The organism is Spartinivicinus ruber, assembly GCF_011009015.1.
Lineage (GTDB): Bacteria > Pseudomonadota > Gammaproteobacteria > Pseudomonadales > Zooshikellaceae > Spartinivicinus > Spartinivicinus ruber.
Map to the genome: position 1 here is coordinate 4961767 of NZ_CP048878.1, position 24490 is coordinate 4986256.

At 41.1% G+C, this 24490-nt stretch carries 19 protein-coding genes; 8 read left to right on the plus strand and 11 right to left on the minus strand.

Annotated elements, in window-relative coordinates; all coding sequences use genetic code 11:
- Positions 1-375 precede the first annotated feature (375 nt).
- Entirely contained in the window at positions 376-1356 is a 981-nt protein-coding gene (locus G4Y78_RS22570; protein ID WP_163835147.1) for a polyprenyl synthetase family protein, read from the plus strand.
- 44 nt (positions 1357-1400) lie between these two features.
- On the opposite strand, the gene G4Y78_RS22575 is transcribed toward G4Y78_RS22570, so the two are convergent.
- Positions 1401-1943, minus strand: a complete 543-nt coding sequence (locus G4Y78_RS22575) for a flavodoxin (protein WP_163835148.1) — start codon at positions 1941-1943, stop codon at positions 1401-1403.
- 403 nt (positions 1944-2346) lie between these two features.
- Here G4Y78_RS22575 and G4Y78_RS22580 point away from each other — a divergent pair, with 403 nt between their 5' ends.
- On the plus strand, positions 2347-3249 hold the full coding sequence (locus tag G4Y78_RS22580; RefSeq protein ID WP_163835149.1) for a GIY-YIG nuclease family protein: 903 nt from the start codon (positions 2347-2349) through the stop codon (positions 3247-3249).
- A 62-nt stretch (positions 3250-3311) separates the two neighbouring features.
- On the opposite strand, the gene G4Y78_RS22585 is transcribed toward G4Y78_RS22580, so the two are convergent.
- Positions 3312-4631, minus strand: coding sequence for a Na+/H+ antiporter family protein (locus tag G4Y78_RS22585; protein WP_163835150.1), 1320 nt, complete (start codon positions 4629-4631; stop codon positions 3312-3314).
- Positions 4632-5479: 848 nt separating this feature from the next.
- Between G4Y78_RS22585 and G4Y78_RS31795 the strand changes: the two genes are divergently transcribed.
- The gene (locus G4Y78_RS31795) at positions 5480-5593 is read left to right on the plus strand and encodes a DUF6538 domain-containing protein (protein WP_408022078.1); all 114 of its coding nucleotides are present in this window, start codon (positions 5480-5482) and stop codon (positions 5591-5593) included.
- Positions 5594-5806: 213 nt separating this feature from the next.
- Here G4Y78_RS31795 and G4Y78_RS22590 read toward each other — a convergent pair whose 3' ends face one another.
- Both G4Y78_RS22590 and gorA read right to left on the minus strand, forming a co-directional pair.
- Complete coding sequence (locus G4Y78_RS22590) at positions 5807-8461, minus strand: response regulator (protein ID WP_163835151.1); 2655 nt, start codon at positions 8459-8461, stop codon at positions 5807-5809.
- A gap of 276 nt (positions 8462-8737) precedes the next feature.
- A complete protein-coding gene (gene gorA, locus G4Y78_RS22595; protein ID WP_163835152.1) occupies positions 8738-10102 on the minus strand; it encodes a glutathione-disulfide reductase in 1365 nt (454 codons plus the stop codon).
- Positions 10103-10218: 116 nt separating this feature from the next.
- Between gorA and G4Y78_RS22600 the strand changes: the two genes are divergently transcribed.
- Positions 10219-11364: a methyltransferase gene (locus G4Y78_RS22600; protein WP_163835153.1), complete on the plus strand. Its 1146-nt coding sequence runs from the start codon at positions 10219-10221 to the stop codon at positions 11362-11364.
- A gap of 245 nt (positions 11365-11609) precedes the next feature.
- On the opposite strand, the gene hutH is transcribed toward G4Y78_RS22600, so the two are convergent.
- The 5 genes from hutH to hutC all read right to left on the minus strand — a co-directional run bounded on the left by hutH (position 11610) and on the right by hutC (position 18078).
- On the minus strand, positions 11610-13142 hold the full coding sequence (hutH, locus tag G4Y78_RS22605) for a histidine ammonia-lyase (protein WP_222937561.1): 1533 nt from the start codon (positions 13140-13142) through the stop codon (positions 11610-11612).
- A 20-nt stretch (positions 13143-13162) separates the two neighbouring features.
- The gene (hutU, locus tag G4Y78_RS22610) at positions 13163-14854 is read right to left on the minus strand and encodes a urocanate hydratase (RefSeq protein ID WP_163835155.1); all 1692 of its coding nucleotides are present in this window, start codon (positions 14852-14854) and stop codon (positions 13163-13165) included.
- An 82-nt stretch (positions 14855-14936) separates the two neighbouring features.
- The gene (hutG, locus tag G4Y78_RS22615) at positions 14937-15896 is read right to left on the minus strand and encodes a formimidoylglutamase (RefSeq protein WP_163835156.1); all 960 of its coding nucleotides are present in this window, start codon (positions 15894-15896) and stop codon (positions 14937-14939) included.
- The gene (gene hutI / locus G4Y78_RS22620) at positions 15889-17142 is read right to left on the minus strand and encodes an imidazolonepropionase (protein WP_163835157.1); all 1254 of its coding nucleotides are present in this window, start codon (positions 17140-17142) and stop codon (positions 15889-15891) included. The genes hutG and hutI overlap by 8 nt, the downstream gene beginning before the upstream one ends.
- 219 nt (positions 17143-17361) lie before the next feature.
- Positions 17362-18078 carry a histidine utilization repressor gene (gene hutC, locus G4Y78_RS22625; RefSeq protein ID WP_163835158.1) on the minus strand — a complete coding sequence of 239 codons (717 nt, stop codon included), beginning with the start codon at positions 18076-18078 and terminating at the stop codon, positions 17362-17364.
- 348 nt (positions 18079-18426) lie between these two features.
- Here hutC and G4Y78_RS22630 point away from each other — a divergent pair, with 348 nt between their 5' ends.
- Positions 18427-19719 carry an NCS2 family permease gene (locus G4Y78_RS22630; protein WP_163835159.1) on the plus strand — a complete coding sequence of 431 codons (1293 nt, stop codon included), beginning with the start codon at positions 18427-18429 and terminating at the stop codon, positions 19717-19719.
- A 5-nt stretch (positions 19720-19724) separates the two neighbouring features.
- Positions 19725-20810 (plus strand): tRNA (uridine(54)-C5)-methyltransferase TrmA, encoded by a 1086-nt coding sequence (gene trmA, locus G4Y78_RS22635; RefSeq protein ID WP_163835160.1) that lies wholly within the window; start codon positions 19725-19727, stop codon positions 20808-20810.
- Positions 20811-20961: 151 nt separating this feature from the next.
- Here the strand turns inward: trmA and G4Y78_RS31435 are convergent, their stop codons facing one another.
- Together G4Y78_RS31435 and G4Y78_RS22640 are read right to left on the minus strand one after the other, a co-directional pair.
- Positions 20962-21090 (minus strand): hypothetical protein, encoded by a 129-nt coding sequence (locus G4Y78_RS31435; protein ID WP_268935010.1) that lies wholly within the window; start codon positions 21088-21090, stop codon positions 20962-20964.
- Between the two features lie 83 nt (positions 21091-21173).
- Complete coding sequence (locus G4Y78_RS22640; RefSeq protein WP_163835161.1) at positions 21174-21674, minus strand: hypothetical protein; 501 nt, start codon at positions 21672-21674, stop codon at positions 21174-21176.
- 672 nt (positions 21675-22346) lie between these two features.
- Here G4Y78_RS22640 and G4Y78_RS22645 point away from each other — a divergent pair.
- Entirely contained in the window at positions 22347-23666 is a 1320-nt protein-coding gene (locus G4Y78_RS22645; protein WP_163835162.1) for an OprD family outer membrane porin, read from the plus strand.
- Between the two features lie 210 nt (positions 23667-23876).
- Positions 23877-24365, plus strand: a complete 489-nt coding sequence (locus tag G4Y78_RS22650; protein WP_163835163.1) for a protease complex subunit PrcB family protein — start codon at positions 23877-23879, stop codon at positions 24363-24365.
- Positions 24366-24490: the final 125 nt, after the last annotated feature.

Genomic DNA, 24490 nt, shown 5'->3' on the forward strand with positions numbered 1-24490 from the left:
GCAAGCCGGATTTCAGCTCGAAAAACCTTGCGCTTAGGTGGGACCTAACTAACAGTAAATAACTAATTAACTGAAAGCTGGTACCGCTCAGACCCGCACATATAGAACTAGCAAACCCCATGTCGTTACAAGCATTGCTGAACAGACATAACAAAATAAGTTTGAGTCCCGGATCTTCGAATTTGGGGCGTGCATTTTAAGGGATGTCAACCCTCTAAGCAAGCATGTGCTGCATCATTACCATAATGATGCAGCACAATTTAACAACAACTTAATAAAAACAAGCATAGCTGATTTATAGGATCGCCTTGACACTCCTGGCATCAACCCATAGGATTCGGCCCCATCCTATCTGAATTTGCATGATTTGCTGACATGTCTCAGGCCAACCTACTAAAGCGTATTTATCAGACTGTAAAACAAGACTTCAGTGGTGTTAACGATCAAATTATCAGCCAGCTGCACTCCGATGTCAGCCTGGTAGATAAAATCAGCCACTATATAACTGAAGCAGGCGGAAAACGCCTAAGACCATTATTAGTGCTGTTATCAGCAAAAGCCTGTCAGTATCAGCAGCAGGATCATATTCCCCTTGCAGCGATTATTGAGTTTTTGCATACCGCAACCTTACTTCATGACGATGTTGTTGATACATCTAAACTTCGCCGTGGCCGAGCAACCGTGAATGCCATATGGGGAAACGCTCCCAGTGTATTGGTAGGCGATTTTCTTTATTCAAGAGCATTTCAGATGATGGTTAAGCTTGGCAACCTGCAAATCATGCGGGTGTTAGCTGATGCCACTAATGTAATCGCTGAAGGTGAAGTGATGCAGCTAATGAATATTGGTAATGCGGCCACCACTGAAGCAGATTACTTAGAAGTCATTCGCTGCAAAACCGCTATGCTATTTGAAGCCTCTTCACAAACAGCAGCAATTCTCGCTAATAGCTCAACAGAACAGGAAAATAACTTACGTCAGTATGGCTATCACTTAGGTATGGCGTTTCAGTTAATTGATGATGTGCTGGATTTTCAGGGTAGTGTAGAAGAGATGGGTAAGAATGTTGGCGATGATCTTGCCGAGGGCAAACCAACTCTACCACTTATTCATACAATTGAGTCCGGCTCCTCTGATGATGCCAAATTAGTGAAAGATGCGATTGAAAACCCTAGCCAACTTGACTTAGAAGCTGTTATCTCAGCAGTTAAACGTAGTGGTGCGCTGGCTTATACCCAGTCTCTTGCTGAACAGCAAGCAGACCTAGCCATTAAGTGTATTACAGACTTACCAGACTCTGAGCACAAGCAAGCTATGGTTGAGCTAGCTCACTTTTCTGTGAATAGAAGTTACTAGCTGAACTTCACCAGACCATAGTAGTCATTTAGGCTAAGGTATTTTTAACCAACTGCCGTGCCTGAATCCTGCAAACCAAAGTCTTGCTTGACCAGCTTCAACCAGCCAGCAATTCGCTCATCAGTTAACTCGAATTGCTGGTCCTCATCCAAAGCCAACCCAACAAAATGCTCTCCATCTTCAGTCAATGCTTTGGATGCTTCAAAGTCATACCCACTGACAGGCCACTCAGAAACGGTAATTCCTCCCTGCAAGGTAATCAGCTCATGCAATGCTCCCATAGCATCAAGAAAATAGTCGGCATAACCAAACTGATCTCCCAGGCCAAATAGCGCTATAATTTTGCCAGAGAAGTCAACCTGCTGGAGCATTTCCCACTGATCTTCATAGTCGCTTTGCAACTCACCAAAGTCCCAGGTAGGAATACCCATAATCAAAAAGTCATAAGGATCAAAGGTTTCTGGCGTTGACTCGACAATATCGTGTAATACCACCTCTGCAAGCCCTGCTAACCCTTGCTGGATTTTAGTGGCAACCGCCTCAGTATTTCCCAGGCTACTACCGTAAAACAGTCCAATCGTGAGCACAAACGCCTCCAAATACAAATGAGAAACATTATCTTTTGTTAATAATAACCAAGCTACCTCCTATTCTCAATGCCAACCTAAATTACAATGACCAAAAATAAAAAGTCGAATGGCTTTAGCCAGATATCAGCCAACCAAGGCTTACCCATCACAAAAAACAAGTTATTTGGCAAAAAGCAAACAAAAGACAGCTGTTGCATTTTGGTATTTAACCAATCTCTCACAAAGTTCAAAAAATACTCATTTTTTACTATTCTATCCCTAAAAAATGCGCAGCTTTCAACCACTATTTAAATTAAAAATTTTTTTTCACAAAAAGCTTTGTCAACCCCTTCCGAGAAGGTTTTTCATCTGTATAATTTCGCCTTTTTTTCTGAGTAGTCAGTGCTGTATAGGTGTCGTGTTGATTATTTTCACCATTACCAACAAAGTTACAGGTCAAGTGTTTGTCGGTTCTACCCGGAACAGCCTTGAGTCTCAGTGGGCTAAAATTGTCTCTGCAGCAGAGCAAGGTTTAGATTACCCCTTATATAATCAAATCTGTCGTTACGGCGATGATCAGTTTGATGTAGAAGAATGGGATTACGCAGAAACTCGTGACGAATTATTAGCCCTTGAGCAGGAAGCAGTTGATTCATTACAGGCAGAGAGCTTAAGAGGCTATAAAACAGCTGTTAACCAAAGGCGAGTTACAACTACAGCTAAAAAAAGAACCACTACAAGCAAGCCGAAACCCTCAACAAATGATGCAGTAGAAGCTACAGATAAAACAGAGGCTACAACTAAACAATCTGATGCGAAAGAGCAAGTAGACCAGCCGGAGATTAAACAGGAGCCAACACCACAACCTGTTATTCCTCAAGAAAAACCTGTCTCTATCCTGGCGCAGTTAACCGCTAATGCAAAAGCCTATAAGCGGAGCAAAGCAGATCAAGCAAAACCTGTTGCTAATACAGCTAAACAGACAGCAGCTATTGATGAAATTGACTCAGAGCAGCTAGATTCATTGCTTGCCAAAGTTAGTGCATATAGTACTCAAGCTAAACCTGCTCCTGAACAGCAACCAGCAGAAGTAATTAATAATAGTGATCTAAGCACTAAGGTTGACACTCAGCCAACTGAAACACCAGAGCTGGTTTGCAATGAGAACCAACAGCGAATATTGGCTGCCGTCAATAAACAGCGCAAACTGCGTAGTGAAAGGACTCCAACAATCATTGAGCAAGAACGTAAACAACTGGCAGACTTATTAGCAAAACTAGAGTCTCGTGCTATTAAGCTGAAACAACCCGCTACTGCATCCTAACCGCTACGTTTATTTTCAAATCAAACAATAAAGGGGCTCACCACCCCTTTATTGTTTTAAAATTAAAGTACCAGTGCTGCTAGCCAGCCAAACACTAGCAATGGAATGTTATAGTGAATAAATGTTGGTATCACTGTATCCCAAATATGATTATGCTGACCATCAACATTTAATCCAGCGGTCGGTCCCAAAGTGGAATCAGACGTGGGCGAACCCGCATCCCCCAGTGCAGCAGCAGTACCCACCAGCGCAACAGTTGCCATTGAACTAAACCCTAACTCTAACGCTAATGGGACATAAATTGCTGCAATAATAGGAATAGTTGAAAAGGAAGAGCCTATGCCCATGGTAATTAATAAGCCCACCAATAGCATTACTAAAGCAGCCAGGACTTTATTACTGCCAAACCAAGCTGCTGATGTATCAACAAGTAATTTAATATCTCCTGTTTGCTGAAGCACTGCCGCAAAGCCTTTAGCCGTGATCATGATAAAGCCTATCATAGCCATCATCTTCAGCCCTTCAACAAACAATCCATCCGCTTCAGACCACTTGAAAATACCACTAGCAGAAAAGATTAAAAAACCTATTAACGCTCCAAGCGCCATTGAATCGGTCACCAGCTGTACAACAAATGTCGCTGCAATGGCGAACAATGCTACTAGCAAAGAAAAGGGTGAATAACTAGCATCCGTTTTTTCTACTTGTTTGATAGCCCCCATACTGTATTGACGAGGTTTACGATAACTAAATAAAACTGCTACCAACAAACCAAATAACATACCTAAAGCAGGTAGCACCATAGCCTGAATAACACTGACCTGAGAGGTATCCATTCCATAGTTTTTGATGTTAGCTAGCAAAATATTATTCAGAAATATTCCACCAAACCCTACCGGTAAAAATATATAAGGCGTAATCAAGCCAAACGTTAATACACAGGCTACTAAACGGCGATCAAGCTGTAGTTTGGCAAAAACAATAAGCAAAGGCGGAATAAGCATCGGGATAAACGCAATATGCACAGGGATAAGGTTCTGTGAACTCATTGCCACCAAGGTTAACACCAGGATAATCAGCCATTTCATATGGCTAGCACCAGTATTTCCCTGATGATTTAATCGGGCTAGTGACTTATCAGCAATCCAATGGGGCAAGCCGGATTTAGCAACAGCCACAGCAAAAGCACCAAGTAAAGCATAACTTAATGCTACCTCAGCACCTCCCCCCAGCCCATCATTAAAGGCTTTTAATGTGCCTGAAAAACCTAGCCCACCAACTAAGCCGCCTGCTAAAGCTCCAATAATGAGAGACATGACGACATTAAGTCGAACAATACTCAGCAATAACATGGTGGCTACGGCAACAACCACAGCATTCATTATTTAATCTTTCCCCGTTAACAACACAATGCCGTACATTCAAAAATGTACGACTACTCCCCCCACCACAAAAAATTTACATTTTAAGTAGTGACCCTAGCGTTTTTTGCAGGTAGAATGCTTTAAAAGGTCTATACAAAGTTTTGAGCAACACCCACAAAGCAGCATCTATATAAATATTAAAAAATAAGACAAAACACTTAAATGGAAGTGTTAGCCTTACCAAAAGAGTTGGTAAGTAGACTTGGCATTTAACAAGATCTACAATACCAGATGCTTCCCACCCAAAAAGCCACGATGGTACCTGAATAGCTACTAACCGCCAAATACTTTTATCTATTTCATGCCTTTAACCTCATATGCTTCATCTATGCACTTTTTAATCAGACAAGCAATGCCACAATAATGAAATACTTCTGGTGTATACAGAAAACTAAGAGATGCTGATAAACAAAGGTGAGGGGCTTAGGAAATAAAGTGGGTAAAAGACAACTAGTGGAAATGATCACATACGAGCAAAAAAAACCCTATTGATTAACAACAGGGCATAAATAACGTACGGGAACTACTGTAAGACAAACTTTGGCGCAATAAATTCCACACAAAGTAAAGCCTTCAGAGCCGACTAGTATTGTTAGCCAGCGGCTACACTCTGCCCAAAAATGTGATGAATGTCAAAAAAATATTGTGAAGTCACGCTGTTTATTAATTTATGAGTAACAGTCAGAAGTTATCTTCACTTAATTTGCTACAAATTTGGCGTCATGCTTTGCTACAAAATCTGTACTTCTTTCCCCCTTCTAAACCCTAGTTTTCATAGCTATCTTTACTGCAAAATGAGGTTTAGGATGAGTAATACAGTTTTGAGAGGTACTACTTACCACTTTAGAAAAGTAATACCAATGGATGTCTACGATACCTTCCGTAAGAGGGAAATAGTCTTTTCACTTCAAACTAATTAAAAAAAGCAGGCAGCTATATTTCTTTAAGAAATACAGACTACCTCTATCCGGGGAGACTCAATGAAAACCAGATATCTATTTACTAACAAGGCGCTTCATTAGGAGCTATAAGACACCTTACTAACTATATCATGGTAGTTACTAAGACCAGTGACTGGGCAGTTAGTTCCATTTCAAACAGAAATAAAGCATCCTGCAAAAATACCCTATTCACTACTCAGTAAAATCAACCGTTTTTACTATCTGATCAACAATACGTTTTAAATCGATCAATTTCACTGGTTTAGTTAGGTAATCATCCATACCCGCCGATAAGCAGTTTTCTCGTTCACCATTCATAGCATTGGCTGTTAATGCCACAATGGTAGTATGTCTTGAGTCAAGTTGATCTTGCTCTAAGTCGCGAATTCGGCGAGTGGCTTCGTAACCATCCATAACAGGCATGTTGCAATCCATTACGACCAAGTCAAATGACTGTTGCTGCCATTGCTGAATACCTTCCTGACCATTGTTAGCGGCTACCACTGAGCATCCTAGCTTCTCAAGCATTTTTGCTGCCACTTTTTGATTAACAGGGTTGTCTTCTACCAATAAGACTCGAAGCAAAAACTTATACGCAGTTGATTTCAGTGTTTTTGGTACCTCAGCTTCTTCAGTATTCTGACAATCAACTTGTTTCAGCACTCCAGGGCTTGACTGCTGCCTTAAAGCACGACACAACTCTTCCAGTTTTATTGGATAAGCCAAATAGCCAGCACAATGATAAACCTGGTATTTATCGACTGTTTGTAGACTGCCTAATGTCCCTAATACAATAACTGGGGCGCTAGCCAAAAGGGGTAATGATTGCAGATAACTGATCAGTTTTTTATTTTGCTCAACCCACAAAGCATTCAGTAAAATAAAATTTACTGTTTGGCCATATTGCTGTAATACATCTTCAACTTCTGTTGGCTGTTGTACATATAACAGTTCTGCACCCAGCGCTTCAACTAGCATTGATACCGCTTTGCCATTGATAGGGTCAGGATCAATCATCAAACCTTTAGCCATTGGGGGAGATAGCTTAATGGTCGGCAAAGGCTCATGACAGATTGTTAAAGGCAGTGTAGCTATAAAGCAAGATCCCTTATTAACCTCGCTAGTCACTTTTACCTGCCCCCACATAATTTCAACAAGCTTTTTAGTAATTGCCAGGCCAAGGCCAGTCCCTCCTCTCCCTACTTGATCAGCCTGTTGATATTCAGCAAAAATAATCTTCAACTGCTCTTGTGGTATACCACAACCTGTGTCTTCCACTGCAAACTCAATAATGACTTCATCAAACTCACAATGGCCTGATACTGTAATTAACACATATCCCTGATCAGTAAACTTAATTGCATTGGTTACAAAATTGGTCAATATTTGCCGGATTCGCCCTACATCACCAATCAAATGCAAGGGAAGATGTTTGGCAATAACATATTGCAAATTGATATTTTTTTGCGCAGCTCTGAAAGCAGTTAAAAATACAATATCCTCAACCAAGTGACGAAGATGAAACGGAGCAAGTTGTAGCGTCAGCTTACCAGCTTCAATTTTTGAATAATCAAGAATATCACTAAGAATCGAGAGTAGTGCCTCAGAAGACTTCATCGCGTTGTCAACATAACCCCGCTGCTCTTCTGCCAACTCTGACTCTTGCAGTAAAGACAGCATACCAACCACACCACCAAGAGGTGTTCTCACTTCATGGCTCATATTCGCTAAAAACAAGCTTTTGTACTGACTGGCCCGCTCTGCTGCTTGCCTGGCTTTGACCAAAGCTTTCTCAACCCGCTGACGCTCTTTTATTTCTTGTTGAAGTTTAAAGTTAGCGTTTTGTTGCTCTGTTACTAATATACTGGTTTTATTCAGCAACATTTGGGTTTTTTGGTTAGCCTGCTTAAATACATCTGCAGCTTTGGCCATATCACCAATTTCATCATTTCTACTTAAATAAGGAATTTTTTCTTCTTGCTGGCCTTCAGCTAAACGCACTAATGCTTTTTTAATCGCTTCCAGTGGCTTCGCGATAGAATTTACCATCCATAATGCCAACATCACTCCCGCTAATATCCCCAACCATACAGACCACTTAACAGTTGTATTAATCCAGTTAACCGACCGACTAATCTGAGTTTGCCAATAATTCATTGCCTCAAATGTTTGTTGGTTTGCTTCTGCTGCAAGCACCATTAAATCATTCGTCATTTGTTGTAGTTTTTTTTTCAATAAACGATAACTGTTTTGTAAACTCACTAGCTTGTCGTATTCCGCCATATAATCATTAGCAATCTGCTGCCAGGCAGGTACACTGGAACTAGCTTGCCAGTGAGCTAATTGTTCAGATATTTGACCAGAAAAAGTTTGCTGAGCAGCAACTAAATCACGCTGCCCTATCACTTGGGAATGCAACATAATTAACATTTGCTGTTGACGAATCAGATTATCCAGATTAGGGCTATGATTTATCTGTTGCAGGCTGCTGGTTGCTGCTAGAAAAAAACGATTAAACTGATAGCTTACTCGAGTAATTGACTCACTGTACTCCAGCTGAACCAAAGACATTTGGCCGAATAACTGCTCATACTTCAGTAGCTGTTCACTGACTTTTTGCGCATTGACTTTTCTTGCACCAGATAAGTTTGCAGCTATCCGGACAATACCTGCCTGCAACGAGGCCATTAGATCAACTACCTCACGTTTATAACGTGCTTGACCTGTTGCCTGATAAAGTAAGAGAGTGTTATGAAGCGTATTGGCTTGGTGTTTAACTCCAGCCATGGTGAATGCAACTGCATTCTCATCGCTATACTCTTTAAAAAGAGACTGGATTCTATCCACACTCCAGTAACTGCTAACTGCGACGCCAATAATGATTAGTACTAAACAACTAAAGACTGCAGATATCTTCCCCTTGATTGTACTAAAAAACATCTCTCATCGGCCATCCATGGAATTGATGCAATTACTTTAAGCATAGACGATCCAGTATTACATCTTATAAATTAAGGATGCACTACTAGACGATGAAAAGCAGTAAAAAAACTAAGGAACGTACATCCTCCTAAGCAAGCCTGCTTTCAATGGCTAAAAAGATTATGTGCATTTTATGAAAACCTAATGACTAATCGGCTCCCTCATCGTGACAAATTCCTCTGCTGCAGTAGGGTGAATACCAATGGTGCTATCAAATACATCTTTTGTCGCACCAGCTTTTATCGCCACCGCCAAACCTTGAATAATTTCTCCTGCATCAGCCCCTACCATATGACAGCCTAATACTCGCTGCGAGTCTTTATCCACAATGAGCTTCATCATCGTGCGTTCATTACGTCCTGACAGGGTATGCTTCAAGTGACGGAAACTGGTTTTATAAATTTCCAGCTCATAACCTCGTTCACTCGCCTGCTCTTCTGTTAATCCTACAGTAGCAATATTAGGCTGTGAAAATACAGCAGTAGGAATGTTCTCATAGTCAACTTTAGTCGGTTGATTTAAGTAGAGGGTTTTCGCTAGTGCCATGCCTTCAGCCAACGCAACGGGGGTTAATTCAGGCCCACCGGTCACATCACCCACAGCATAAATAGAAGATTCACTGGTACTAAAATAATCATCTACTTTAATGGTGCCATCGCCGTTTAATTTAACTTTAACATTGTCAAGCCCTAGTCCTTTCAGGTTAGGTTTACGGCCAGTGGCGTATAAAATAACATCAGCAGCTATTTGTTCCCCCTGATTAGTATGAGCTACCAAAGCTCCTGTAGCGAGCTTTTCAATTTTGTCTATTTCTGTCTTAAAGTGCAGATTAATATGCTTTTTAGCCACCTCATCGCGCACAAACTCGCGAACATCTTGGTCAAACCCCCGCAAAAACAAATCCCGACGGTAAATCAGGTGTGTTTCAACACCAAAACCTGCAAAAATACCAGCAAATTCCACCGCTATATAGCCACCACCAACAACTATTATCCGCTTGGGAAGGTTTTCTAAATCGAATATTTCGTTAGAAGTAATCGCATTTTCGCTACCAGGAAACTCAGGGATGTACGGCCACCCTCCTGTTGCAATTAAAATACGCTCAGCAGTGTATTTTTTCTTGCCCACTTTAACCGTATGATCATCAACTAAAGAGGCACGACCCTCAATCAGCTTTACCCCTGCATTCTTAAGCAAATTACGATACACACTATTAAGACGGGTAATTTCCTGTTTTTTGTTATCCCGTAAAGTAGTCCAGTCAAAGGAAACATCACTGGCTTGCCAACCATAACCGGCCCCATCAATAATGTCTTCTCCAAAGTGAGAACCGTAAACATACAGTTTTTTAGGCACACATCCTACATTGACACAAGTGCCTCCCATATAACGGTCTTCTGCAATCGCAACCTTGGCCCCAAAGCTCGCCGCCATACGGCTAGCCCTCACCCCACCAGAACCGGCACCGATAACAAACAAATCATAATCATATTTTGAGCTAGTCATTTACACTCTCTATTTACCACATCCTCAATATTCAAAACAGTATATAATGTTTCCACCAACTAACAGCTTTTAACCAAGCCAGCCTACTCTTTCTAAACATACTTTAAATGCTTTGTATGAATCACTTAACAACTGCCTGGAGTAGCTTAGAACTTAATCGCTACCCAAGACAAAAAAATGAAACTCTGAGAGCCTGGGATGCAGCAGATGAGTATTTGCTAGACTATTTATACGAGCAAAGTATTCAAGGCCCCTGCTTAATTATCAACGATAGTTTTGGTGCACTGAGTTTAAGCCTCCATCAATTAAACCCAACCGTTATTACCGACTCATACCTAAGCAAGCAAAGCATTAAAGCTAATAGCCAAACTAACCAGCTTACTTGTCCCAGTATCATGCCATTAACTGAACACCTTGATAAACCTACTGGTTATTTTCAAGCCATTATTATTAAAGTACCCAAAACCTTAGCATTGCTCGAAGCAGCTCTGCTTAAAATTAGACCACTGATTAAACCTGATACACAAATTATTGCTGCTGGCATGGTGAAATATTTACAGACAAGCATGGCTGAATGTATTCAACAACTAATTGGCCCCACCAAGCCCTCATTAGCCAAGAAAAAAGCCCGACTTATCCACATTACTCTAAACGAAACTACATTAAAAAACCCTGTAATCAATCCTTATCCTAAAGAACTAACCATTGAGCTACCAAACAGCAAGCAAAAGCTTACTTTAATAAACTTTGCTAATGTATTCGGGCAACATAAGCTGGATATAGGTAGCCGCTTTTTTCTAGAGCACTTGCGGTGTAGTCACAACCCACAACAGGTTATTGACTTAGGTTGTGGTAACGGCTTGCTATCCATGGCCACATATCAAGACCACCCAGATGCGCAATTTACCCTGGTTGATGAGTCCTTTTCTGCAGTTGCTTCAGCCAAAGCGGGCTGGATAAAAAACCAGTTTCCAGACAACCAGGCTAGCTTTATTGTTAACGATTGTTTAACTGGCTTTGACAACAATAGTGCTGATTATATTGTCTGTAACCCACCTTTTCATCAACAGCATACAGTTGGCGATCATATTGCCTGGCGAATGTTTAGCCAAGCCAAACAAGTGCTACAAAAGGAGGGGGAGTTAAGAGTTATTGGTAATCGGCACTTAAATTATCATGTTAAGTTGAAACGACTATTTGGCAACGTACAAACTTTAGCCAGCAATACTAAGTTTGTTATCTTAAAATCTACAAAAAGATAACTTGTTTACTGAGAGTGTTTACCCACATTTAAACTTACCCACAGTTTCTGTGGATAACCCTGTTAACGACTAGCTGTTTCAGTAAAAAAGGGGCTTTAAATTCAGAGACTTTAACAAATCGGTCACAATATATTCATGACTATTTTAAGCATATTGCTACATATGAATTAAAAAAATTAGTCATTTTGCAATAAATAAAAGCCCCTATTGACATCAATCAATTAAGGGCTGCTTCATTTAATCAATCAAGTGTAACTCGGTAATATAGTAGGTGATACAAACCCTCGATATTGGCCTGACTTGATCTGCTGTTTGGCTAACTCAATATCCGGCGCAAAGTAACGGTCCTTATCGTAAAAACTGACTTCAGCCCTGAGTAATTGATGAGCCTCTTTCAGTTTAGGAGAGGTCGTTAGTGGCGCACGAAAGTCTATACCCTGGCAAGCCGCCAACCATTCTACCGCTAAAATACCAGCCGTATTATCAGCCATGTCAATCAGTCGTCTTCCCGCAAAAGTCGCCATTGATACATGGTCTTCCTGGTTAGCAGAAGTCGGTAAACTATCGACAGAAGCAGGATGTGCCAGGGATTTATTTTCGCTCGCCAGTGCCGCAGCAGTCACCTGAGCAATCATAAAACCAGAATTAACCCCACCATTATCCACCAAGAATGGGGGTAACTTACTTAAACTGCTGTCTATTAATAACGCCATTCGCCGTTCAGAGAGGGAGCCAATTTCAGCAATTGCCAAGGCTAAGTTATCTGCAGCCATGGCGACAGGTTCTGCATGGAAATTTCCCCCGGAAATAATGTCATCAGCATCACTGAACACCAGTGGGTTATCCGACACTGCATTGGCTTCAGTTAACAATACTTTTGAAGCATCGCGAATCTGTTGTAAACAAGCCCCCATCACCTGAGGCTGACAACGTAAGGAGTATGGGTCTTGGACCTTTTCACAATTCTGGTGGGATTTTTCAATGTCACTATGCTCCAACAAATCCCGATAAGATGCAGCAGCATCAATTTGAGCTTGATGGCCACGGGCCAGATGAATCCGTTCGTCAAATGGACGACGACTCCCTAAAGCAGCCTCTACTGACATGGCACCTGCCACCACCGCCATGGAAAATAAGTCTTCTGCCGCAAATAACCCCGTTAAGGCGAAAGCAGTGGATGCCTGAGTACCATTAAGTAATGCTAGCCCCTCTTTAGGTGCCAAGGTAATGGGTGAAAGCCCAGCAATTTTCAGCCCTTCAGCACCGGAGAGACGCTCACCTTGATAGCGTACCTCACCTTCACCCAATAACACGGTGCTCATATGAGCTAGTGGCGCTAAATCCCCGGATGCACCTACTGACCCTTTAGCAGGAATTAGGGGATAAACTTGTTTATTTAATAAAGCAATCAGCGCATCAATGACTTTCAGACGAATCCCAGAAAACCCTCTGGCCAGACTATTAATTTTTAGCACCATCATCAGCCGGACTACGTTATCATCCATAAAATTCCCTGTACCAGCGGCATGGGATAACACCAAACTGCGCTGCAACGTTTCCAGCTCATCTTTTTTAATGTGTGTGTTAGCTAGCAAGCCAAAGCCAGTATTTACCCCATAAACCACCCGGTCTTCTGCCACAATTTTATTAACCGTAGCGTTACTTTTTTCTATAGCTGGCAAAGCCTCTTCAGCAAGCTGAATATTAACCGGCGCTTGAAGTACAAAACGTAATGTATTTAACGTGAGCTTTCCTGGTTTTAATAATAATTTATCCACAACCATAACCTCCAAGCTGTTTATTCAGCATGCTTGCTTTTAACGGTTTCTTCTAACATAGGCAAATCAAGGCCATTCTCTTTAGCACAATCAATAGCAATTTGATAACCTGCATCAGCATGGCGCATCACGCCTGTACCAGGATCATTCCACAGTACTCGACCGAGTCGTGCTTTCGCTTCTTTGCTGCCATCAGCTACAATGACCACACCTGCATGTTGGCTAAAGCCCATCCCAACACCACCACCATGATGGAAACTGACCCAGGTGGCACCGCCGGCGGTATTTAATAAAGCATTGAGTAAAGGCCAATCTGATACTGCATCAGACCCATCCAACATCCCTTCTGTTTCACGGTTAGGGCTTGCGACAGAGCCAGAATCCAAATGATCTCGGCCAATTACTACAGGGGCTTTTAATTCACCATTGGCCACCATCTCGTTAAATGCTTGTGCCAACCTTGCCCGATCCTTTAAACCCACCCAACAAATACGAGCAGGTAAGCCTTGAAACTGAATTTTCTCCCGAGCCATATCCAACCAGTTATGCAGGTGTGGATTATCTGGAATTAATTCTTTTACTTTTGCATCGGTTTTATAAATATCTTCCGGGTCACCGGATAATGCCGCCCAACGAAATGGTCCAATTCCTTCACAAAATAATGGCCTAATATAAGCGGGTACAAAGCCAGGGAAATCAAATGCATTTTCCACCCCCTCTTCATACGCCATTTGTCGGATATTATTACCATAATCCAACGTCGCAGCACCTTTTCCCTGCAATGCCAGCATTGCTTTAACATGAATTGCCATTGACGCTTTAGCCGCGCTTACCACTGCCTGCGGATCTTTGTGTCGCATTTCAGCTGCATATTCCAGTGACCAACTTTTGGGTAAATAACCATTGAGCGGGTCATGTGCACTAGTCTGGTCCGTAACAACATCAGGGGTAACACCACGAGCAACTAATTCTGGGAAAATATCTGCAGCATTACCTAATAACCCAACAGATATAGCTTTCCCTTGCTTCGTGGCGTCATTAATCATTTGCAAGGCTTCGTCAAGATTATTGACTTTATAATCGAGATAACGGGTTTCTAAACGCTTATCTATTCTACTCTCGTCACACTCTACTGCTAACATCGAAGCCCCTGCCATGGTAGCAGCTAATGGCTGCGCTCCCCCCATACCACCTAAACCGGCAGTTAAAATCCATTTACCAGTTAAATCGCTACTAAAATGTTTATTGCCTACGGCTACAAAAGTTTCATAGGTTCCCTGAACAATTCCCTGGGAGCCAATATATACCCAAGAACCTGCAGTCATTTGGCCATACATCATTAGTCCTTGTTTATCCAGCTCATTAAAATGCTCCCAATTAGCCCAGTGAGGTACTAAATTAGAGTTAGCAATTAATACCCTCGGCGCATCAGGATGGGTTTTAAAAACCCCTACAGGCTTACCGGATTGAATTAATAAGGACTCATCATTTTCTAAACGGGTCAGTACTTCAACGATTTTGTCATAACACTCCCAGTTACGAGCAGCTCGGCCGATACCACCATAAACCACCAACTCTTCAGGTTTTTCTGCCACTTCTGGATCAAGGTTATTCATTAACATCCGTAACGCCGCTTCAGTTAACCAACTTTTGGCTGTTAGTTTTGTGCCAGTAGCCGCTTTAATTTTTCTAGTTTTGTCTACTCTAGTCATCGCTTATCTCCTATTACCCTTCACGAATGATTTTTATACTTTGTTGTCGTCGACCTTGACCACCATGGAAGGTGGATATTGTTTATCGTGTTATTAAGTCGGTTAATCGTGCCACTAGTCTTGCAGTCTGTTGGTCACGATCAAATTCCGGATTAAATTCAGCAATATCTGCTAGTTTAAGTTTGGGAAAACCATTAGCCCCAATGGCGGGTTTAATTTTGTTTTGAATTAAATGTTCTATCAGTGATAATTCCACACCACATACAGCTGGAGCACTCACTCCAGGTGCAACAGCTGAAGGAAAAACATCTAAACAAACAGTGAGATACAACCAGTCACATTGCTGAATAAACTGATCAAGCTGGGCTTCAATAGCCGGCAGTTGTTGCCAGTTCGTGTCTCGATCCAATCGATAACTCACTTCCAACTGTTGTGCTCGATTAAATAAAGCAAGTGTATTGCTGGCCTCGCTGATACCTAAACAGCAATATTTAAATGGCGTTTGTTGAGCCTGACAGTATTCAGCAATTTGTCGAAAAGGGGTTCCAGAACTAGGTTTAGCATCCTGGCGCAAGTCAAAGTGCGCATCAAAATTAATAATGCCAATCACTGGTTGCTGATGGCAGCCTTCAGCATATTTAGCTAGCCCCTGATAACTACCCCACGCCACTTCATGGCCACCACCAATGACTAGCGGAAAATGCCTTGCCGCCAATAACATTTCCACATGACAAGCTAAAGTTAATTGAGCAAACTCCAACTGATCACCAGGGCAAATCACATCCCCTGCATCATAAAGTGGTCGGGATAATCGATTAGGCAGATTAGCCAACGTTCGTCTTGCAGCAACTGGCCCTTGGCAAGCACCTGGCCTACCTTGATTACGTATCACCCCAGCATCACTGGCAAAGCCAACTATTGTCACTCCAGGCGTAACACCAGGCTTAAATGGCTTTATCCACTGATGCCAACGCAGCCCTGCGTCTCCTTCAAACTCATCTACCCGTCCTTGCCAGAGAGACATATTGGCTGGTTTATACATGGATACCACCTTCTGTGATATGACCATTAATCACTCGCTGAACAACAACTGATGAGCCAAATTGATAGGCTAATTCTGCCGGGTGTTGAATATCCCACAGCACCATGTCGGCAGCCATCCCTTCCTTAATAATGCCCCTCATCTCTGCCATGTTTAATGCTTTAGCTGCTTGAGAAGTTACTGCAGCAATAGTTTCAGCCGGGGTCATGCGAAATAAAGTACAGCCCATATTCATCATCAGTCGTATGGAAGCCAGCGGCGAAGTACCTGGGTTAAAGTCTGTGGCTAACGCCATTGGCACTTGGTATTTTCTAAGTAAATCAATGGGAGGTAATTGCTGCTCCCTTAAAAAATAAAATGCGCCTGGCAATAACACTGCAACTGTATTGCTTTCAGCTAGTGCTTTCACACCTGCCTCATCTAGATATTCCAAGTGATCAGCAGACCAACCTTGGTATTTAGCCGTTAGTGCCGCACCGGATAAGTTCGATAGTTGCTCCACATGGGCTTTTATCCCTAATCCGTAAGCTTGCGCTGCTAGCATTACTCGTTCAGATTGCTCAGGGCTAAAGCCAATGCCTTCACAAAAAACATCCACTGCATCAGCTAATTGCTGTTCTGCTGCTTGAGGGATAATTTCATTGCAGACTAAATCGATATATTGATCGGCTTTACCTTTAAACTCAGGAGGTACCGCATGGGCAGCTAATAAAGTTGTAGAAATGTTGATTGGACGGTGATTAACTAATTGTTTGGCAACCCGCAATATTTTTAATTCATCGCCCAGGGTTAAACCATAACCACTTTTAATTTCAACCGTGGTAACTCCTTCAGCAATTAATGCATCCAACCGTGGCAAGGCTAGTTTAAGTAATTCTTCTTCAGAAGCAGATCGAGTAGCATTTACTGTGGCTAGAATACCGCCACCTTGTTTGGCAATGACTTCATAAGGCACACCTTCTAAACGTTGCTCAAATTCATTAGCACGACTCCCAGCGAATACCAGGTGCGTGTGGCAATCGATCAACCCTGGGCTTAACCAACGATCTTGCCCATCAATAATTTGCTTAGCTTCTGGTAATACAGACTCTAAGGGTTGATCCAAAATAGCGGTTACCTTGCTATCTTTAACCACTACGGATTGGTTATGGGCTGTAACTAAACCTTGACCAGTTAGCTCACCCGTAATCAGGTTAACATTAGTCCAGATAATGTCTGCTATCGCATTAGAATGTGCTTGTTCCATTCAGGCTTGGTCCTAATTGATTTTTGCTATTATTTAAAATTTTATTTTGTATATACAAATAAACTAAAAGCAACTCTTCCCCGTCTTCCTTTTCCTTAGCTGATGCCTATAGGTATTCTGCAAACAAGATTTGTATATACAAATATAGATCGAGTTCAAGTTGCTCGTCAATGACTAATTTTTGACTTATTTCATAAGAATAGGAAGTCTGGCTGAATACTATTCAGCCATGATCGCTTGAGAGAGAAGCTTATAGCGAGAGCCGGGATGGATAAGCTTAGCAACACTGATGAGCTGGCCTGATGACCAAGTACGACGATTAACCAATAAACAAGGCTCAGCTGACTCTATATGTAACAACTGCTGAGTAGTTTCTTCAGGCATAATCGCTTCAACAACATGTTCTGCTTCTGAAAGTGGACAATGCTTAGTTAAATATTCATTAGGTGTAATTTCAGTGAAATCCTGCTCTAAATAGTCAGGTACAGCCGTTGAGTTGACATAACGCTCTTCCACTTGTAATGGCAAGTCATTTTCCAAATGAACAATCAGCGAGTAAAAAATCGTTTCACCTTCTACTACTCCTAACTTTAGAGCTGTTTGTTCAGTAGCTGGTACCGCCTCAAGCTTTACCACCTCACTACTATAAATATGGCCACGACTACGGATTTCATCCGCAATATTTTTAATCTCTAATAAAGGGGACTCCACTTTCAAGTCAGTAACAAAAGTCCCTTGTCCTGGGTAGCGAACTAACAACCCTTCTTTCACTAAATCCCTGATCGCTTTATTGGCCGTCATCCGACTAACCTGAAACTTGTCAGAAAGCTCATGCTCCGTGGGAATCCTGTCATGAGGCTTATAGTGACGATCACGAATATTCTGGTAAATAAAGTCTTTTATCTGTTGGTAGCGGGGCTTGTCGTTAGTCACCATAATACTCTAGTTCTACTTTTTTCGAGTTACTCACACAAACTGTGGATAACTATGTGAATTAGTTTGGGTCAAACGCCTGTATTAATGAATCTACCAGCTATTAGCACAACTGCTTAATTTGGCAACGACTCCTTTTACTTAGGAGTACATCTAAAAATGCACTTACTCTGATAACAACTAACTGTGTAGAAATTAACAGGCATCCTTAGAATACCATCAATTACTTGTTTTCAAGCAAACATTATTCGAACCTCCCTGCAATTTGCGGTAAGATCGCCCATCTTTTCAACACCATAGCTACTGGGTGTGGTAAAAGACGCATCTCTTGGTCAATGAGGAAGTCATTAAATGCTTGAGGCATTATTTAAACTCAAAGCCCACAATACCTGTGTAAAAACCGAAGTATTAGCCGGTTTTACCACCTTCTTAACGATGGCCTACATCGTTTTTGTTAACCCCAATATGCTAGCTGCTGCGGGAATGGACCAAGGTGCTGTTTTTGTCGCTACCTGCCTAGCTGCTGCCATTGGCTGTTTGATCATGGGGTTATGGGCAAATTATCCCATCGCACTAGCACCAGGAATGGGCCTGAATGCGTTTTTTACTTTTACTGTTGTCAATCAGCTCCACTATCCTTGGGAAGTCGCATTAGGTGCTGTCTTTATCTCTGGTATCTGTTTCTTTATCCTCAGTGCCTTGCATATTCGTGAATTGATTATTAATAGCATTCCCATGGCATTGCGAGTAGGAATAGGTGCAGGCATTGGCTTATTTCTCGGCTTTATTGCGCTAAAAAACGCTGGCTTGGTGGTAGATAACCCCGCAACATTTGTTACCTTAGGTAATATTGCATCATTCCCTGTTGCCATGGCCGCTTTAGGATTCTTTTTGATCATTGCACTTAGCCACCGACAAATAACTGGCAACGTCATGATCAGTATTTTAGCAGTAACAGTGATCAGCCTGTTAGCAGGGCAAACAGAGTATCAAGGTATACTATCTATGCCTCCTAGCTTGACTCCAACTCTCATGAAATTAAACATTGCTGATGCGTTAGAAGTCAGCATGATCAGCATTATTTTTGCGTTTATTTTCGTTGATTTATTTGATACCTCAGGCACCTTAATTGCTGTTGCACAAAAAGGTAAAATGCTTGATGAACAAGGGCGTTTACCTCGACTAGGTAAAGCTTTAATGGCTGATAGTTCTGCCTCAATGGCTGGTGCAATGCTTGGTACTTCAACCACTACAAGTTACATTGAAAGTGCAGCAGGAATCGAAGCCGGTGGTAAAACAGGTTTAACAGCAGTCGTGGTAGCGGCACTGTTTTTATTGTGCTTATTTTTCTCTCCTTTGGTTGGTACCGTCCCTGCCTATGCTACGGCCCCTGCATTATTTTATGTTGCAGTACTAATGACAGGTGGGCTAATTCATATTAATTGGGATGATATCACTGATGCTGCACCTGTCGTTATTGCTGCTGTTACCATGCCACTCACATTTTCAATTTCTAACGGTATCGCCCTTGGCTTTATTTCATACACTATTATCAAATTACTGAGTGGTAAAGCCAATCAACTGAATCCAGCGCTCTTAATCTTAAGCGTATTATTTTTAGTTAAGTTAACTGTTTTGGTATAGAGCCCATGGCTGTTATTCATATCGACCCCAAGCAATATCCCCAGCAACTCAAAGAAAAAGCAGAACAGCTTAGTATAGCTTATGCTGAATTTAGTCCTCCTCAGCTGGAAATTTATCCTTCGATGCCACAACACTATCGAATGCGTGCTGAATTTAGGATCTGGCGAGACAACGGCCGTATTCACTACGCCATGTTTAATCCCAAAAATAAGCAAGTAATTGAGGTAACTGAATTTCCTGTTGCAACGTTATCCATCTCAGAGTTGATGCCCAAATTACTCGAAGCACTGCAAGCGGAAGAGGTTCTTCACAAGCGACTATTTCAAGTGGAATTCCTTGCCACCCAAACCGATGATGTTTTAGCCAGCTTGATTTACCACAAACCATTGGGTGATGACTGGGAACAAGCAGCTAAGCAATTAGAGCAACAACTCAATATTCATATTATTGGTCGCTCACGTAAGCAAAGAATAGTTTTATCCCAGGACTATGTAATAGAAAAACTAGCAGTTGATGATCAAAGTTATATCTATCAACAAATCGAAAATAGTTTTACCCAACCCAATGCTTTTGTTTGTGAAAAGATGTTGAGTTGGGCTACAGGTATTGCTGAAGAACTCAGTGGTGACTTACTAGAACTTTATTGCGGCAATGGAAACTTTACTGTGCCATTAGCCAAGCAATTTAATAAGGTGTTGGCAACAGAAATTTCGAAAACGTCTGTCAAAGCAGCTGAATACAATTTCAAGTGTAATAATATTCAGAATGTCACTATTGCTAGGATGGCTAGTGAAGAATTAACTGAAGCATTAAATAAAGTCAGAGCATTTCGCCGACTAGCCCATGTCAATTTAGAGGACTACCAGTTTTCCACTGTTTTTGTAGACCCACCAAGAGCTGGGCTTGATCCTGCAACAGAAGAGTTGGTAAAGCGATTCGATAATATTATTTATATTTCCTGCAACCCCACTACTCAGCAGCAGAATATTACCAACTTAATGGAAACCCATCAAATAAAGCGTTTTGCGTTGTTTGACCAGTTCCCTTATACCCACCATATGGAAGCAGGGGTGTTACTGCAAAGAAGATAATATTAAAAAATAAATATAGCTCCCGGTGCAGTAATAACGGGGTATTTTTTCACCCTTGAAGAGCTTTCCATAGACAACCAAGGGCTAAAGCAACATTTTTGCAGCTACAGAATACCCTGTTATCCCATATTCCCTAGTTTTATTGACAACCTCAATAATCAGGCCTTTTTACTCGATTTTCTACAATCGAAACAATGATTCCAACTGCTAGCCCTGCAATCAAAATAGTACCGAACGAAATCATCATTGTCATACCCGCCACAGCGACTGTTGAGGTCATCACTTACCTCCTTTCAACAGAATGATTAAACTGAAATACAACTACAGCTTAAAAGAGGCGGTAAACTCTTTAGTTGATCAGGATCAACGGCGCTTGCATTTATAATCAATGGTCCCACCAATATGAGAGCCCGCCTGAAAAATATAATGTGCAGCCACTTCCTTATCCAGACTTTTTGGCAAAACAAAAGAACCCCACATACCACCACCATCAAAACCATTGGTGGTCACAGCATTAAAAGGCTTAAACTGATAGTGATCATAATAAACGGTGGGATTATAATTTGGGTTTTGATAAAGTCGACCAAATCTAAACAACCCATAATAGCCATAGTGATCGGCTAAAATAGTCGGTTCAGTGTCATCGGTTACTAACACATGCCCAAGAGTCTGGGCTAAATAAACCAAACCTTTCTCATCTCTCATCAACTTCATTTCAAGCCGAGAATTAACCGGCGCACCAGCCCCATTCTGACGTATTTTTCCATCGGCATAACACAAATATCTAGCTACAAAATCATCAGCAGCAACTACTTGACTTGTAGTTGCAATTAATAATGAGGAAATAAACAAGTAAGATTTCAAGACTGACTCCTTATCACACAGAAAAAGCACAACCACACATAACTCTCTCAGGCGGTTCTTTAAATAATACTAAAACAGTAATTTCTTATTTATTAAACAAAAAAGCAATATTCAACTGTATATTTGTTTAGACTGTTTAGTCACAATAAGACTGAAGAAATTTTTTATCAGAGCTAATTTTTCTGCCATGCAAGTCTCTTTATGAGTATTAGCCAAAGATCCTTTATTTGTAAGCTTTTCTATACAAACCAAACCATATATGTCGTATTCAACAATCCAACATATACTAAAATCCAATACAAAGGGGTTTGTTTTTAAGTTAAAATTCAGTAACAATACACTGTCAGTCATAACAGATATTAATCAAACAAATAACTAAAGCGAGTATCATAATAATAAAAAGTTTTTATTTACTTACCTTTAATCCAAAAAACTACTGCCTCAGCTCTTTTAAATAAAGAAATGCTGAAGCATTTTGCAGTCTGTAAGTTTACTAATAACTAATCAGGAAGGTGTTTTTTGGCCAGAAAAAAACAGCAGGTAAGTGGATAAGAAACAACTAACCCAAAAATTCATTAGGTAGCAAAACTCTTCTGCTGCTTAGTGATGTGTTCGGGCTAGCCCCTTGAAGACATAAGGGGATTACACAACCTTTAGGAGTAGATAATAACAATGCATATATTCAAACGCACCGCGCTTTGCACCGCCGTCTTAGCTGCTTCTTCATTTAATATGGTAACCCATGCAGATGAAGGCTTTATTGAAGGCAGCTCGTTAGATGGAATGCTAAGAAATGTTTATTTTAACAGAGATGGTCGCAACGGTTCTGACTATGACAACAGAGAGTGGATACAAGGTATTCAACTCAATTATACGTCAGGTTACTTTGCCAATATTATTGGTTTTGATGCTTCTTATTATGGCGCTTGGGACTTAGACTCCCCTGGAAACAATTTTACCCATTTACCAGCTGATGGAAGAAACCCTGGAGAAACTAACGATATCAACCTGCTAGGTCAGGCTTATGTAAAAGTTAAACTAGGTGATGACGACCTGAACTTTAATTTTAAACACGGTCGAATGCGCCGTGATACTAATCTAATTCAAGGTTCTTCTTCCCGTGCAGTACCTAGCTCTGTATACGGCACTGCAGCCGATATTAATATTCATGGTCTAAAATTACATGGTACATATTTAACCGAAGGCTCATGGAGAAGCATGGGTCACTTTGAACATTTTAGTGATGGAACTGAAGAAGTTAATTATATTCAAAATTATGGCCTTGCCTACGAATTTGAAAATGGATTGGGCTTTGAATATGACTGGGGGGAATCAAATAGCTTTTTAGAAGGACAGCAATTCAAGCTTTACCACACATTTAACTTGGCCAAAGATACACAGCTTTATTTAGAAGGTATTCATCATAGAGTAAAGGAAAATGGTGACGCTTTTATTAGAAGCAAAATAAATGATGATAGAACTGCTGCTCAAGCAGCCAGCTTTGATGGATATGACTCGCAAAATACTCAGCTCTTAGCCAAGCTCACAGTAGACGAATTAACAATAAAAACAGCTTATCATCAAACAAAAGGGGCTGATTTTGAGTATGATTGGGCTGCTTCCCCGCTAGGCTTTGGAGGATTCAATTCCATGGTTCCCTACTGGTCAGACTTCATTTGCAAAGATCAAAAAGCGGTAATGGTTGGTTTTGAGTATGATTTTTCAGGAGTTGGGGTACCTGGACTTACCTTAGAAGCAGGATATAGAAAAGGCTTTGATGGCGATAAGAACAACACTGGTGTTGAAGCTGTTAGCCGTGGCAACAAAGAATGGGGTAGAGATACAACCATCGCTTATGAATTTCAGACAGCTGCACTTAAAGGTTTAAAGCTCACGTGGACAAACTATACTCATAGAGAAGAGTCTGGGTTAAAAAATGAAGACATAGATAATAACCAAATCTACTTCGACTACACCTTCAATATCTTCTAGTGACTACTAACAATAAAGAACACGACTAGACGTGTCTATTATCTAGTGACCTACTATTCCTTTCAGCCTGCCCAAAGTGGCAGGCTTTTTTATGGGTGACCTTATTTATATTTTCAGCCAACCGTGAAAACAATCACGTTATTTTTAGCTATTGCTAATACAATAATTGCCGTTTAGTTTAACTAAAATTATTTACAAGGACTGTTAATAATGAGAAAACATTTCATCAATACACTTTCTGCTATTGCACTGCTTTCTGCTAATATTGCAATGGCCGATTACAGCCTGGCTGACCCTATTGCAGAACCACTTCCCTATTCAGTTATTGACCATGGTACTCACAGCGTTGAACTTTCGAAAAAACTCGAAGTGATTACTGATCAAGATACGTTAGCGGCCCGTTACTACGCAGAAAATCCAAATGGTGGTGAGGGGTTACCTTTAATCGACTTTAGTGAATATTTAGTGCTTGGGGTTTACATGGGGGCTCAACCCACTGGAGGTTTTATGATTGAAGTAGCTGATATACGAGAAAAAGATAACAAAGTAATTGCAACAGTTAACTCCATTGAACCTGGGCGTAACTGCGCTGTTATAAGTGTCCTCACATCGCCTTATCAACTGGTGCAAGTGAAAATCCCTCGTACCCCCATGCAGGTTGTATTTAAGGAAACCAATCAAGTCATGGAGTGTGAATAAGCAAAAGCGGCCTAATTTCAATAAGAGAGTATTCTTTGATTTGACACAAAAATATCACTTTACTCAAATGCTATAATTATAAGAGGATCAGTGTATTACTCTCACTGGCACTGTTTAAAGTATAA

Excerpts from the sequence above, each read along its gene's own strand:
- G4Y78_RS22630 (WP_163835159.1), top strand. The coding sequence starts at position 18,427 with ATGCTTGAGGCATTATTTAAACTCAAAGCCCACAATACCTGTGTAAAA.
- hutU (WP_163835155.1), bottom strand. The coding sequence starts at position 14,854 with ATGACTAGAGTAGACAAAACTAGAAAAATTAAAGCGGCTACTGGCACA.
- G4Y78_RS31795 (WP_408022078.1), top strand. The coding sequence starts at position 5,480 with ATGAGTAATACAGTTTTGAGAGGTACTACTTACCACTTTAGAAAAGTA.
- trmA (WP_163835160.1), top strand. The coding sequence starts at position 19,725 with ATGGCTGTTATTCATATCGACCCCAAGCAATATCCCCAGCAACTCAAA.
- G4Y78_RS22650 (WP_163835163.1), top strand. The coding sequence starts at position 23,877 with ATGAGAAAACATTTCATCAATACACTTTCTGCTATTGCACTGCTTTCT.
- G4Y78_RS22645 (WP_163835162.1), top strand. The coding sequence starts at position 22,347 with ATGCATATATTCAAACGCACCGCGCTTTGCACCGCCGTCTTAGCTGCT.
- G4Y78_RS22570 (WP_163835147.1), top strand. The coding sequence starts at position 376 with ATGTCTCAGGCCAACCTACTAAAGCGTATTTATCAGACTGTAAAACAA.
- gorA (WP_163835152.1), bottom strand. The coding sequence starts at position 10,102 with ATGACTAGCTCAAAATATGATTATGATTTGTTTGTTATCGGTGCCGGT.
- hutG (WP_163835156.1), bottom strand. The coding sequence starts at position 15,896 with ATGTATAAACCAGCCAATATGTCTCTCTGGCAAGGACGGGTAGATGAG.
- hutC (WP_163835158.1), bottom strand. The coding sequence starts at position 18,078 with ATGGTGACTAACGACAAGCCCCGCTACCAACAGATAAAAGACTTTATT.
- G4Y78_RS31435 (WP_268935010.1), bottom strand. The coding sequence starts at position 21,090 with ATGACCTCAACAGTCGCTGTGGCGGGTATGACAATGATGATTTCGTTC.
- hutI (WP_163835157.1), bottom strand. The coding sequence starts at position 17,142 with ATGGAACAAGCACATTCTAATGCGATAGCAGACATTATCTGGACTAAT.
- G4Y78_RS22600 (WP_163835153.1), top strand. The coding sequence starts at position 10,219 with ATGAATCACTTAACAACTGCCTGGAGTAGCTTAGAACTTAATCGCTAC.
- G4Y78_RS22585 (WP_163835150.1), bottom strand. The coding sequence starts at position 4,631 with ATGAATGCTGTGGTTGTTGCCGTAGCCACCATGTTATTGCTGAGTATT.